Raw genomic sequence first — 13,285 nt, 5'->3', positions numbered from 1 at the left:
TCGGCGGAATAAAAGCGGCAACGTGTGCAGTTCAGCGGCGAGGACACGATCGCATTCGCGGAGACAAAAGAAAACGGCCCGGCGGGAAATCCCGCCGGGCCGTTTCACTGAACTTGAGCTAGTCATCCAGGGCGAGCTGCCTTACCACGAGCCTACCAGGCCGCCGCCGCCACCGTCAGACCGGCCAAAAAATCAATGCCGGAAGTGACGCACACCGGTCAACACCATCGCGATGTTGTGCTCATCCGCCGCGCCGACCACTTCGTCATCGCGCATCGAGCCGCCCGGTTGAATCACGCAGGTCGCGCCTGCCGCCACCACCACATCCAGACCGTCGCGGAACGGGAAGAACGCGTCCGATGCCACCGCCGAACCCGTCAGCGTCAAACCGGCGTTCTGCGCCTTGATGCTGGCGATACGCGCCGAGTCCACGCGGCTCATCTGGCCGGCGCCGACGCCCAGCGTCATGCCGTTGCCGCAGAACACGATCGCGTTCGACTTCACGTACTTCGCCACGCGCCATGCGAACAGCAGGTCGTCCATTTCCTTCGGCGTCGGGTGACGCTTCGTGACCACGCGCAATTCGTGCGGCTGCACGTTCTTCGAGTCGAGCGATTGCACCAGCAGACCGCCGCCCACGCGCTTCAGATCGAACGCGTTGTGGCCGTCGCCCAAAGCGATTTCCAGCAGACGCACGTTCTGCTTCGCCGTGAACACCTGGCGCGCTGCCGTGCTGAACGACGGCGCGATCAGCACTTCGACGAACTGCTTGGCCACCGCTTGCGCCGCCGCTTCATCCACTTCGCGGTTGAACGCGATGATGCCGCCGAACGCCGACGTCGGATCGGTCTGCAGCGCCTTCGCATACGCTTCGTGCGCGTCCGCGCCGATCGCCACGCCGCACGGGTTCGCGTGCTTGACGATCACGCAGGCCGGCACGTCGAAAGTCTTCACGCATTCCCACGCTGCGTCGGAATCCGCGATGTTGTTGTACGACAGTTCCTTACCCTGCAACTGGCTGTAGTTCGCCAACGCGCCGGCCGGCACCGACAGATCGCGGTAGAACGCCGCGCTCTGGTGCGGGTTTTCGCCGTAGCGCAGGTCCTGCACCTTGTCGAAGGCCAGGTTGAACGTAGCGGGGTACGTGTTGCGCGACGCGTGTTGCAATTCGTCGGTCAGGCTGGTCAGGTAGTTCGTGATCGCGCCGTCGTACTGCGCCGTGTGCGCGAATACCTTGGTGGCGAGGCGGAAATTCGTCTTGTACGACACCGCGTTGCTGTTCGCGCGCATTTCGTCGAGCACGACCGCGTAATCGGTCGGATCGACCACCACCGTCACATCGCGGTGATTCTTCGCCGCCGAACGCAGCATGGTCGGGCCGCCAATGTCGATGTTCTCGATCGCGTCTTCCAGCGAGCACTCTTCTTTCGACACGGTCTGCACGAACGGGTACAGATTCACGACCAGCAGGTCAATGGTCGGAATGTCGTGCTTTTCGAGCGCTGCCATGTGTTCCGGCAGATCGCGGCGCGCCAGAATGCCGCCGTGTACCTTCGGATGCAACGTTTTCACGCGCCCATCGAGCATTTCCGGGAAGCCCGTGTAATCGGCGACTTCGGTGACGGGCAGACCTGCGTCCGCGAGCAGTTTCGCGGTGCCGCCGGTCGACAGGAGCTTGACGCCGAGGTCGGACAGCGACTTGGCGAAGTCGACGATGCCGGACTTGTCGGAAACGGAGATGAGCGCTTGCTTGATCATGATGAAGACGAAAAGCCGAAGGGAAACGTGGCAGGGCGCGAGAAAACTACAACGAACTACAACAAACCGTGCTGTTGCAGCTTCTTGCGCAGCGTATTGCGGTTAATGCCGAGATACTCGGCGGCCAGCGACTGATTGCCGCCGGCCTGCTCGAGCACCACTTCGAGCAAGGGTTTTTCTACGCACGAAATAACCATGTCGTAGACGTCGTGCGGATTGGAGCCGTCGAGATCCTGGAAATATATCCCCAGGCTGTCGCGGACAGATTGTTCGATATTGTTCTTGCTCATGCTGCTAGTCGGTCGGTTGGGTCCGGCTCGCCGTTCTCGTTGAGCGTTTCGTCGACATAGACAAGGCGGTCGGAGATCGCCTTTTGTGCGTCGAAGAACTCGTTGACGGCGAGGAGTTGTTCGCGCGTGGTGTCCAGCGTATTCATGCGATGCCGGAACACGTTGGCGCCAGAAAGGCCGCGAGTGTACCAGCCGATGTGCTTACGCGCAGTGCGCACGCCGGTAAATTCCCCGTAGAACGCGTAGTGATCTTCGAGATGCTCGTTCATCACCTGCTGGATTTCGTCGATGCGCGGCGGCGGCAGCAACTCGCCCGTTTTCAGAAAATGTTCGATCTCGCGAAACAGCCACGGACGCCCCTGCGCGGCGCGGCCGATCATGATCGCGTCGGCGCCGGTGGCGGCGAGCACTTCGCGCGCCTTGTGCGGCGACGTAATGTCGCCGTTCGCGACCACCGGAATGCGCACGGCGGCTTTGACGGCGGCGATGGTCTCGTATTCGGCGTCGCCGTGATAGAGATCGGCGCGGGTGCGGCCGTGCACGGTCAGCATGGCAATGCCGGCGTTTTCGGCCAGATGCGCGACGCTCAGCGCATTCTTGTTGTCGCGATTCCAGCCGGTGCGGATTTTCAGCGTGACGGGCACCGCGTCGGGCCCGATGCCCACCGCGCCGACCACCGCCTCGACGATGCGCTGCACTAGCGGTTCGTTTTGCAACAGCGCCGAGCCGGCCGCGACATTGCAGACCTTCTTGGCCGGACAGCCCATGTTGATGTCAATGATCTGCGCGCCGTTCGCGACGTTGTGGCGCGCGGCTTCGGCCATCATGAGCGGATCGGCGCCGGCGATCTGCACGGAGATCGGCTCGACCTCGCCGGTATGGTTGGCGCGGCGCATGGTCTTCTCGCTTTTCCACAGCTGCGCGTTCGAGGCGACCATTTCCGACACCGCATAGCCCGCGCCCAGCCGTTTGCACAGTTGCCGGAACGGCCGGTCGGTCACGCCCGCCATGGGAGCGACGAACAGGTTATTACGCAGATTGTGGGAGCCGAGAGTGGGCATAGCGTGGACGCGCGGCGCGGCCGATTGCGCAAATTCTGTCAATCGGAGCGTTCGCGAAATGCGAGAGAAAACCACCATTTTAGCGTTAACAGATAGCCGGCACCCGACATGCGTGTGTCGTAACCCATTAAATCTTCTATGAAAGTGGTCCGATTCATAGAACCGGCATCTCACAGACGGTGCGCGCCGCGCCGCGTAAAAAGACCGCGCGGCGCGAGCGGGCGGCGCGTCTAGCGACGCTGTCCGAACATCATTTGACGCGCCAGCGCGGTTTTCACCGGCGGCACGAATTCGAGCGCGGTGAGCGCGAGACCGCGCACGATCGCGAGTGGGGCGAAGTCGACGGTGAACAGGCGCGCGAGCGTGTCGGTCGCGCCGATCGTGAGGCGCCGGTCGAGCGCGCGGCGTTGGGCGAAGGTGGCGAGCGCGAGCGGCGTGGGGCCTTCCGCGGACAACGCGTCGGCAAGCGAGTGCGCGTCGCGCAGACCGAGGTTCAGCCCCTGGCCGGCCACCGGGTGCAGGGTTTGCGCCGCGTTGCCGATCGCGACGACGCGGCCCTGAACGAGCGTCTCGACCGCGTTGAGGCCCAACGGGAACGACGCGCGGCCTTTGATCTGCGTGAAGCGGCCCATGCGGTCGCCGAAGGCCGCGCCGAGTTCGCGCAAAAAGTCCGCGTCGGAGAGTTGCGCGCGGCGTGCGGCTTCTTCCGGCGCGCAGCACCAGACCAGCGCGTAGTCGGCGCCGCGCACGCCGCCCATGGGCAGCAAGGCGATCGGACCTTGCGACGTGAAGCGTTCCCAGGCCACATGCGGTTGCGGCGAGGAGACAGTCACCGTGCCGACCAGCGCGGTTTGTCCGTAATCGCGCGAAGCACTGTCCTCGCCGGTTCGTTTGCCGGCCTTCTGATCGCCGAACAACCCGCCTTCGGCATTTACCAGAATCCGCGTGCGCAACGACCGCGCGACACCCGCCGTTTCGATCGGCAGCGTCACGCCGTCATGCTCCTGGGTCGGCGCGGCGGCCGAGGTCGAGCGGAACCAGTGCACCGGGCTCGCATGCACCGCTTCGGCGAGACCATGCACGATCGACCCGTAACGCAGCACATACCCCAGCGCCGGCAAGCCGTGCTCGGCATGATCGATCAGCGTGCGGCCGAAGTGTCCGCGCTGCGACACGTGAATGCGCTGGATCGCGGTGGCGTCGGCGGGCCAGCGCAGCGGCTCCAGAATCATCCGGCTGCCGTGCGAGACGGCGATTGCGCGCGGATCGGCGATCGAATCCTCCGGCTCGCGCGCGTCGACCAGCGCGATCTTCAGCGCCTGGGTCGCGCTGCGGCGCGCCAGCCAGCCGGCCAGCGCCAGCCCGACCGGTCCGGCGCCGACGATCGTCACGTCAAAGTCGTACGGATGAGCGGCCGAGGCGGGCTTCAGAATCACCGTCGACGGGGAAACATCGTTCATTGCGGATTACTTCCTTGTTTCGTGGGCCGCGCGGGCTTCCTGCATCAGCGCCTCGATCTCGTCGGCGGCGACCGGCACGTCGCGCGTGATCAGCTCGCAGCCGGTCGGCGTGACGATCGCGTCGTCCTCGATACGGATGCCGATATTCCAGTAGCGCTCGGGCACGCCCTCTGTCGGGCGGATGTACAGGCCGGGCTCGATGGTCAGCGTCATCGACGCCTGCAAGGTGCGCCACGGCAACACGCCCGCTTCGTCGCGCGCCGCGCCGCGTTCGCGGTAGTCGCCAACGTCGTGCACGTCCATGCCGAGCCAGTGGCCGGTGCGGTGCATATAGAAGGGCGCGTAGGCGCGCTCGGCGATCACGTCGTCGACCGAAGCGAAATTCGCGCGGTCGATGATGCCGGTGTCGAGCAAGCCCTGCGACAGCACGCGCACGGCCGCCTGATGCGGATCGTCGAAAGTGGCGCCGGCGCGGGTGGCGTCGACGGCGGCCTGCTGCGCGGCCAGCACGATGTCATACAGCTCGCGCTGCGCCGGCGTGAAGCGGCCGCTGGCGGGGAAGGTGCGGGTGATGTCGGACGCGTAGCCGTCGAGTTCGCAGGCCGCGTCGATCAGGATCAGATCGCCGTCTTGCGCCACGGCGTTGCCGGCCGGGTAGTGCAGCACGCAGGCATTGGCGCCCGCTGCGACGATCGACGTATAAGCCGGCGCCTGTGCGCCGAATTTGCGGAACGTGTAGAGCAGTTCGGCTTCGAGTTCGTATTCGCGGATGCCCGGATGGCACGCGGCCATCGCGCGGCGATGCGCCTGCGCCGAAATCTGCCCGGCGCGGCGCATGACGGCGAGTTCGTGGTCGTCTTTGACGAGCCGCATCTCGTCGAGCAGCGGGATCAGATCGCCGGCGGCGGTGGGTGTTGCGACGCCGCTGCGGCCTTGCGCGCGCACCGTGTCGAGCCAGCCGCGCACCTGTTCGTCCAGTTGCGCCGAGCTGCCGAGCGCGTAGTGCAGCGACGGCTTGTCGGCGAGCAGCCGCGGCAGTTGCACGTCGACGTCGCCGATTGCGAACGCGGCGTCGAAACCGAACGCCGTGCGCGCACCCTCGGGACCGAAGCGGAAGCCTTCCCACGTTTCGCGCTCGACGTTCTTCTCGCGGCAGAACAGGACCGACGCCGGTTCGCCGGACGCGGCGCTGGCGTCGAGCACCAGCAGCGCCTCCGGTTCGGTGAAGCCGGTCAGGTAGTAGAAATAGCTGTCGTGCCGGTACGGATAATCGGCGTCGCGGTTGCGCAGCGCTTCCGGTGCGGTGGGGACGATGGCGACGCCGCCGCCCGTCGCGCGCAGCGCGGCGAGGACGCGCTCGCGGCGCGTTCGGTAGACGTCGATGGCGAGGGTGGGTTCGGTCGGCTGGTTCATCGTGCGATTGTAGCGCCCAATGCACGGACTTATTTTGCGCGGATACTGGTCGCAGCGTCGCCGTGCCGCTGTTGCAATCCATCCACAGCGAGTCTGCATGCGGCTTGCGAAGAGGCGCCGGTACACTCGCGAAGGCCGCCAAGCACTTATACTTTCGCCGGATTCAGACAAAGGCAGATGGTAATGATGAAACTCATCGGTTCGCTCGGTAGCCCGTATGTGCGTAAAGCGCGGATCGTGCTGGCCGACAAGAAGATCGACTACGAACTGGTGCCCGAGAACGTCTGGGCGCCCGACACCACGATTCACACCTTCAATCCGCTCGGCAAAGTGCCGTGCCTCGTGATGGAAGACGGCGAAGCGGTGTTCGACTCGCGGGTGATCTGCGAATACGTGGATACGCTGTCGCCGGTCGGCAAGCTGATTCCGCAGTCCGGCCGTGAACGCGTGGAAGTGCGCTGCTGGGAAGCGCTCGCCGACGGTATTCTCGACGCGGCGGTGCTGATTCGCCTCGAAAGCACGCAGCGCGCGCCGGAGTTGCGCGTGGACGCGTGGGTCGCGCGCCAGCAACGTAAGATCGACGAAGCGCTGATCGCGATGTCGCAGGGTCTGGGCAGCAAGACGTGGTGCGCGGGCAATCACTACACGCTCGCCGATATCGCCGTGGGATGCGCTTTGGGTTATCTGGATTTCCGCATGCCCGAGTTGAACTGGCGCGAACCGTATCCGAATCTGGATAAGCATTTCCAGAAGCTCTCGCTGCGGCAGTCGTTTATCGACACGGTGCCGGCGAATTGAGTCGCGAATTGAGTCACGCTGGCTGGGAAGTTTGAGTATTGCAAAATGCTGTCAATCAAGCTTCCAGAATAATGAATTAAAGCTTACGTTTGTGGTAAAAATGCGCCTGCCCGTCAGGCGCATTTTTTTTGTCTGTCGCGTGGCGCAATGGCTTATGTGGTTTATGCAATCAACATATTCGGTGAATTGGCCGATGAATTGCAGCCATTGCGAATAGGCGCCGTATGAGAGAACGCGCCGCTCAAATCAAACAACTTCGCACAGAGACTTCCACCATGAAACCTTATCGCTTTGTCATTGCCGCTTCCGCCTGCGCATGGTTTGCGGCCTGCTCGAATGTCGGCACTGTCGATCCGTCCGCGTTGATCAAGTCCGGCCAGATGGCCACCCAGGCCGCCACGCTGAGCGACGCCGACGTGCGCGCGTTGACCGACAAGTCCTGCGCGCAACTGGACGGCGAAAACAAGATCGCCGCCGCGAACAGCAAGTACCAGAAGCGCCTGAACAAGATCGCCACGCAACTGGGCGACAACATCAACGGCACGCCGGTCAACTACAAGGTGTACATGACCAAAGATGTCAACGCATGGGCCATGGCCAACGGTTGCGTGCGCGTCTACAGCGGCTTGATGGACATGATGAACGACAACGAAGTGCGCGGCGTGGTCGGCCACGAAATGGGTCACGTGGCGCTCGGTCACACGAAGAAGGCGATGCAGGTTGCTTATGCGACGTCGGCGGTGCGCGGCGCGGCGAGCTCGGCGGGTGGCCTGGCGGGATCGCTGTCCGGCTCGCAACTGGGCGACTTCTCCGAGAAGCTGATTAACGCGCAATTCTCGCAAACCCAGGAAAGCGCCGCCGACGATTATTCGTTCGATTTGCAGAAAAAGAAGAAACTGGATCCGTCGGGACTGGTGACGGCATTCAACAAGCTCGCGCAACTGGATGGCGGTCAATCGAGCATGTTCAGCTCGCATCCGTCGTCGCCGGAGCGCGCGCAACATATTCAGCAGCGGATTGCTTCGAATCAGTAACAGCCCATGAATGAAAAACGCGCGCTCTGGAATGCCAGCAGCGCGCGTTTTTGTTTCCGGGCGTTATGTTTTGTGCGGCGATCAATCTAATCGCATGGCTTAAAACATCATCGCCGGGTAAGGCGTTTTAGGACGTTTTACGGCGTCGGGTAATGCCCGGCCCAAATGCAAATCCAAATGCCAGCAGCAGCAACGACACCGCCAGCACCGTGTTATTGCCGCTCGTCACATACGGCGTGCTGCCGGACGTGCCTTGCACCGTCACGTCGAGCGAGCCGATCGTGAACGGCTTGAGGCGGCCGAGCACTTTGCCGTTCGCATCGATCGCGGCGGTCATGCCGGTGTTGGTGGCGCGCAGCATCGGCCGGCCGGTTTCCAGCGAACGCATGCGCGCGATCTGCAGATGCTGGTCCAGCGCGATCGTGTCGCCGAACCAGGCAAGGTTGGTCGAGTTCACCAGCACGCCGGCCGGCGTGTCGCTTTCGCGAATGCTGCGGGCAATCTCTTCACCGAAGATGTCTTCGTAGCAGATGTCGACCGAGACCGGCTGGTTGTGCACCATGAACGGCTTCTGCACTGGCGCGCCGCGGAAGAAATCGCCGAGCGGAATGTTCATCAGATTGACGAACCAGCGGAAGCCCCACGGCACGAACTCGCCGAACGGCACGAGGTGGTGTTTGTCGTAGCGGTACACGTCGCGGGAACCGGGCGTGACGCCGAACAGGCTGTTCGTATAGTCGGTCAACTGGCCTTCCGGCGTGACCGTGCCGCCGAGTGCGCCGAACAGGATGGCGCTGCCGGTCGAGTCCGAAAAACGGCGCACTGCCGACGCGAACGGCGCTGGCAATTGCTGGATGAAAACCGGAATCGCCGTTTCCGGCGTGACGATCAGATCGGCGGGCTTCGACGTGATCATTTGCTGATACATGTCGATCGCGGCGCGCATGCCGGATTCTTCGAACTTCATCTCCTGTTTGACGTTGCCTTGCAGGAGACGCACGGTCAGTGGCGCGTTGGCGGGGACCGTCCATTGCGCGAGCGGCAGCAGCAGACCGGCCGCGATCAGCGCCAGCGCGATGACGCCGGGCAGGGCGGCGCGGACGCCGCCGGGTTTGCCGTTTGGTTGGCCGCCGTCAGCGGTGTTCCGGTTATTGCCGCCGACATCGCCGACACCACCGGCAGCGCTCCCGCTCGCCTGGCGCAAAGCCGTCAATTGCATCAGCGCCTGCACGATCAGTGCGGCCACCAGCGCTAGTACCCAGCCCACGCCATACACACCCGCCACCGGTGCAAAGCCGGCGAACGGGCCATCCACTTGCGCATAACCGCTCGCGAGCCACGGAAAGCCGGTGAACACCGTGCCGCGCAGCCATTCGCCGATCGCCCACGCGCTCGCGAACGCCAGCGCGCCATGCCAGGTCGGCGAGAACGGCGTGCGGTCATCCGCGGCGCCGTTGCGCGCATGACCGGCGCAGAACGACCACAGCGCAGCGGCGAATGCCGGATAAATCGCCAGATACAACGAAAACAGCACGACCGCCGCGCCAGCGAGCGGCGCGCTCATGCCGCCGTAGAAATGCATGCTGACATACAGCCACCACACGCCGCTGACGAAGTTGCCGAAGCCGAACGCGCCGCCCGTGAGGGCCGCGCTTTTCCAGCCGGTGCTGCGCGTGAGCCACGCGAAGTAAAACGCGAAGATCGCGAGTTCGAGCCAGCCGCCATGCGGCGTCGGCGCGAATGAAAGCGTATTGGCTGCGCCGGCGACGACGGCAACGAGGTAATGCCAGCGGGGCAGCGCGCGGCCGCGGACGTCTTGAGCGGCAGAAGCGCTCACGCCGCGGCGCGAACGGGAAGTTATCGGGTCGGCCATTGTTGCGCGGTCGGCGTGAGGTGTTGAGGAAGCGAAGAAAGCGAGCCCGTGAGGGCCAAGCTCAGGTCTGCACGTGCTGCGCTTCGCGCTCGCGCTGGCCGGCCAGCGGATCGCGGCGCACCAGCAGCATGTGGATCTGGCGGGCGTCGCCGCGCAGAATCTCGAAGATCAGATCGTCGAGGCGAACCTTCTCGCCGCGATGCGGCACGCGGCCGAAATGATGCGTGACGAGTCCGCCGATCGTATCGACTTCGTCGTCCGGGTAATCCGTGCCGAAGGCTTCGTTGAACTGCTCGATCTCGGTCAGCGCACGCACGCGGAAACGTCCGTCCGGCGACGCGATGATGTTGCCGCTTTCCTCGTCGAAGTCATATTCGTCTTCGATATCGCCGACGATCTGTTCCAGCACGTCTTCGATCGTGATCAGGCCGGCCACGCCGCCGTATTCGTCGACCACCACCGCGAGGTGATTGCGATTCACGCGGAAGTCGTGCAGCAGCACGTTCAGGCGCTTCGATTCGGGAATGAACACGGCGGGGCGCAGCATGCCGCGCACGTCGAACTCTTCTTCGGCGTAATAGCGCAGCAGGTCTTTCGCCAGCAGCACGCCGATGATGTTGTCGCGATTGCCCTCGAACACCGGATAGCGCGAGTGCGCCTTTTCCAGCACGTAGGGGATGAATTCGGCGGGACTGTCCGCGATGTTGATCGCGTCCATTTGAGCGCGCGGCACCATGATGTCGCGGGCGCTAAGCTCGGAGACCTGGAAGACCCCTTCGATCATCGACAGCGAGTCGGCGTCGATCAGGTTGCGCTCGTGCGCGTCCTGCAGGATTTCCAGAAGTTCTGCGCGCGAGTCGGGCTCGGGCGAGATGAAGTCGGTAAAACGCTCGAGGAGTGAGCGCTTTTCTTGCGGTTTGTCGAGTTGGCGTCGACTGGGATACGTGTCGTTCATGGTAGTGCGCCCGGCGAGTCTGGGCGCGCTGTTGCAGAGCATTAAGGATACACCAGGCACATGGCAGGACCGTGTCCCGCCGGGCCGGGCGAAGAGTGAAGCAGGGGTGAGGCGCGGTAAACGCACTGCGCCGCAAGGGCGCGAGTGGGTCAATCCTAACTGATTACGCGAACAACGGCGTTTTGAAGCAAAAAAGTACACGTGATGGCCGACATGCGCGACGCCATGGCGGCCGTTGCTAGCGGATTAGATGATGTGCGGCAGGGCACTGGCGCTGACTACGCCCGCCGGCCGGCGCTGTCCGGGCGATCGGCATCGAGGCCGGCTTCGCGGCTTTCTTCGCGGCAGCGTTCCAGCAGCGCTTCGAGCGCGCGATCCGGCATGCCGCTTTCGCGCAATGCGTCGACAGTGCGGCTGACGTAATCGAGCGTGGTGCCGTAGCGGCCGCACGCGCAGCCGAACACGGTCTTGACGACGTCGTCGCGCAGTTTGCCGGTGTAGCTCGCCACGTCGCGGCGCATCACGAACGCCAGCGCGTCGACGCGCCGGCCGTCGGCGAGTACGCACGGCAGCCACGCCGGGCGGTACGAGCCCATGGCCATTTCGCGGCGCCACAAGGCTTCCAGATGCGGCATCGCGCCGTCAGCCGCGACGCGAAACGCGATGCCGGTGCACGAGCCGCCGCGATCGAGCGCGAGCACGAGGCCCGGTTGCTCGGGCGTGCCGCGATTCACGCGCGACCACAAATACAGTCCGCGGTGATAGCCGTGCACTTTCGAGCGGCTGGCTTCGGCAGTGGGCAGGCCGGGATTCCAGATCAGCGAGCCATAGCCGAACAGCCATAGATCGCTCTTCCGGTCCCAGTCGCGCAGTGTGCATTCGAGCGACGCGCGCAATTCCTCGTCCGTCAGCAGCCTCGATTCGCCGAGCGCCGGCGGGTAATCCGGGCAGGGTGTGCGGGTCGCGGCTTCAGGGGATGAGGTACTCACGGCGTGCTTTCGGCGAGATTAAATGGGGTGGCTACAGGTAAGGATCCGGAAAGCCGAGCTTGCCGAGAATCTCGGTTTCGATCGCTTCCATTTCCTCGGCTTCTTCTTCGACTTCGTGGTCGTAACCCTGCGCGTGCAGCGTGCCGTGTACCAGCAGATGTGCGTAGTGCGCGAGCAGCGGCTTGCCCTGTTCGGCGGCTTCTTTTTCCACCACCGGACAGCACAGGATCAGGTCGCCCGTGACCGGATCGTCTTCCGTTTCGGCATAGGCGAAGGTCAACACATTGGTCGAGTAATCCTTGCCGCGATAGCTGCGGTTCAGCGTGCGGCCTTCTTCGGCGTCGACAAAGCGCACCGTCAGCTCGCCGTCCGCGAACAGCGCCGCCTTGATCCAGCCGGCCACCGTGGCGCGTGGCAGCAGCGCCTTGTGTTCCGGCCAGGTCTTGGCGGCGGGGAATTGCAGATTCAACGTCAGTTTCGGGGCGCGGCTCATGCTGATTGGATGTATTGCGGTTTTTGCAGCGGCATAAAAGAACAACTCAGAACAATGCAGTTCAGCGCGAATCAACGCGAATCCGCCGGACCGGCAGTTTTCTGCGAATGCGCATCGTACGCCTCCACAATCCGCGCGACCAGCGGATGCCGCACCACGTCCGCGCTGGTAAAGCGCGTCATTGCGATGCCGCGCACATCCGACAGCACCTGTTGCGCTTCGTTCAGCCCGCTCTTGTGGCCGCGCGGCAAATCGACCTGGGTCGTGTCGCCGGTCACCACGGCCTTCGAGCCGAAGCCGATCCGCGTGAGGAACATCTTCATCTGTTCGGGCGTGGTGTTCTGCGCCTCGTCGAGGATGATGAACGCGTGGTTCAGCGTACGGCCGCGCATGTACGCGAGCGGCGCGATTTCGATCATCTGCCGCTCGAACATCTTGGCGGTTTTGTCGAAGCCGAGCAGGTCGTACAGCGCGTCGTACAACGGCCGCAGATACGGGTCGACCTTCTGCGCCAGATCGCCCGGCAGGAAGCCCAGACGCTCGCCCGCTTCCACGGCCGGCCGCGTCAGCACGATGCGTTTGACCTGATCGCGTTCGAGCGCGTCCACCGCGCAGGCCACCGCGAGGTAGGTCTTGCCGGTGCCGGCCGGACCGATGCCGAAGGTGACGTCGTGGGCGATGATCTGCTTCAGATACTCGCGCTGCGCCGGCGTGCGGCCGCGCAGATCCGCGCGCCGCGTGTACAGCTTCGGGCCGAGCGCTTCGAGGTCGTCTTCGGCGCCGTCTGCGGGCTGGTCGAACGGATGGTCGGGATTGCCCGGGAAACGCGGATCGCCCGCTTCGTCGCCGTTCGTGCCGCTACCGTTGCCGTTCGGCCGATGCCGCGCCGGATGCCGCACCTCGATGAGCGCGAGCTGGATGTCGTCGATCGACAGCGGCGCGCGCGCCTTCTCGTAGAAGTTTTCAAGCGCGGTAAGCGCGAGTTTCGCGCCACGTCCGCGAATCGTGATGCGGTGGCCCCGGCGTTGCAGCGTGACGTCGAGCGCCTGCTCGATCTGCCGCAGGTTTTCGTCGAGCGGTCCGCAGAGGTTGGCGAGCCGCGCGTTGTCGTCGCGCGGTGCGGTGAATTCCAGTTGCTGCTGAGTGGTCTTCAAGGCGGTG

Annotated in this window: 12 protein-coding genes; 2 read left to right on the top strand and 10 right to left on the bottom strand. The window is 64.1% G+C overall.

Features of this window, described 5'->3' with window-relative positions; all coding sequences use genetic code 11:
- Positions 1–192 precede the first annotated feature (192 nt).
- The 5 genes from purH to HWY05_RS14925 form a co-directional block, all read right to left on the bottom strand.
- Positions 193–1,758, bottom strand: coding sequence for a bifunctional phosphoribosylaminoimidazolecarboxamide formyltransferase/IMP cyclohydrolase (gene purH / locus HWY05_RS14945; RefSeq protein ID WP_035548521.1), 1,566 nt, complete (start codon positions 1,756–1,758; stop codon positions 193–195).
- A gap of 56 nt (positions 1,759–1,814) precedes the next feature.
- Positions 1,815–2,048, bottom strand: a complete 234-nt coding sequence (locus HWY05_RS14940; protein WP_006049915.1) for a Fis family transcriptional regulator — start codon at positions 2,046–2,048, stop codon at positions 1,815–1,817.
- Positions 2,045–3,109, bottom strand: a complete 1,065-nt coding sequence (dusB, locus tag HWY05_RS14935) for a tRNA dihydrouridine synthase DusB (protein WP_176058814.1) — start codon at positions 3,107–3,109, stop codon at positions 2,045–2,047. The genes HWY05_RS14940 and dusB overlap by 4 nt, the downstream gene beginning before the upstream one ends.
- A 230-nt stretch (positions 3,110–3,339) precedes the next feature.
- Positions 3,340–4,569, bottom strand: a complete 1,230-nt coding sequence (locus tag HWY05_RS14930) for a UbiH/UbiF/VisC/COQ6 family ubiquinone biosynthesis hydroxylase (protein WP_035548518.1) — start codon at positions 4,567–4,569, stop codon at positions 3,340–3,342.
- A 6-nt stretch (positions 4,570–4,575) separates the two neighbouring features.
- Positions 4,576–5,982, bottom strand: coding sequence for an aminopeptidase P N-terminal domain-containing protein (locus HWY05_RS14925; RefSeq protein WP_176058813.1), 1,407 nt, complete (start codon positions 5,980–5,982; stop codon positions 4,576–4,578).
- 183 nt (positions 5,983–6,165) lie between these two features.
- Here HWY05_RS14925 and HWY05_RS14920 point away from each other — a divergent pair, with 183 nt between their 5' ends.
- Together HWY05_RS14920 and HWY05_RS14915 are read left to right on the top strand one after the other, a co-directional pair.
- Positions 6,166–6,780 (top strand): glutathione S-transferase C-terminal domain-containing protein, encoded by a 615-nt coding sequence (locus tag HWY05_RS14920; RefSeq protein ID WP_176058812.1) that lies wholly within the window; start codon positions 6,166–6,168, stop codon positions 6,778–6,780.
- Positions 6,781–7,055: 275 nt separating this feature from the next.
- Positions 7,056–7,814, top strand: a complete 759-nt coding sequence (locus HWY05_RS14915) for a M48 family metallopeptidase (RefSeq protein WP_035548510.1) — start codon at positions 7,056–7,058, stop codon at positions 7,812–7,814.
- A gap of 127 nt (positions 7,815–7,941) precedes the next feature.
- On the opposite strand, the gene lnt is transcribed toward HWY05_RS14915, so the two are convergent.
- From lnt to HWY05_RS14890, 5 genes are all read right to left on the bottom strand, one after another.
- Positions 7,942–9,687 carry an apolipoprotein N-acyltransferase gene (gene lnt / locus HWY05_RS14910; protein WP_035548508.1) on the bottom strand — a complete coding sequence of 582 codons (1,746 nt, stop codon included), beginning with the start codon at positions 9,685–9,687 and terminating at the stop codon, positions 7,942–7,944.
- 61 nt (positions 9,688–9,748) lie between these two features.
- Positions 9,749–10,642, bottom strand: coding sequence for a transporter associated domain-containing protein (locus tag HWY05_RS14905; protein WP_035548505.1), 894 nt, complete (start codon positions 10,640–10,642; stop codon positions 9,749–9,751).
- Positions 10,643–10,920: 278 nt separating this feature from the next.
- Entirely contained in the window at positions 10,921–11,631 is a 711-nt protein-coding gene (locus HWY05_RS14900) for a gamma-glutamylcyclotransferase (RefSeq protein WP_176058811.1), read from the bottom strand.
- A 31-nt stretch (positions 11,632–11,662) separates the two neighbouring features.
- Complete coding sequence (gene ybeY / locus HWY05_RS14895) at positions 11,663–12,124, bottom strand: rRNA maturation RNase YbeY (protein ID WP_035548500.1); 462 nt, start codon at positions 12,122–12,124, stop codon at positions 11,663–11,665.
- A gap of 71 nt (positions 12,125–12,195) precedes the next feature.
- Complete coding sequence (locus tag HWY05_RS14890) at positions 12,196–13,278, bottom strand: PhoH family protein (RefSeq protein WP_176058810.1); 1,083 nt, start codon at positions 13,276–13,278, stop codon at positions 12,196–12,198.
- Between the last annotated feature and the right edge of the window lie 7 nt (positions 13,279–13,285).

This window comes from Paraburkholderia sp. BCC1876, assembly GCF_902833695.1.
Classification (GTDB): Bacteria; Pseudomonadota; Gammaproteobacteria; order Burkholderiales; family Burkholderiaceae; genus Paraburkholderia.
This window is presented reverse-complemented; position numbering and strand designations above follow the sequence as displayed.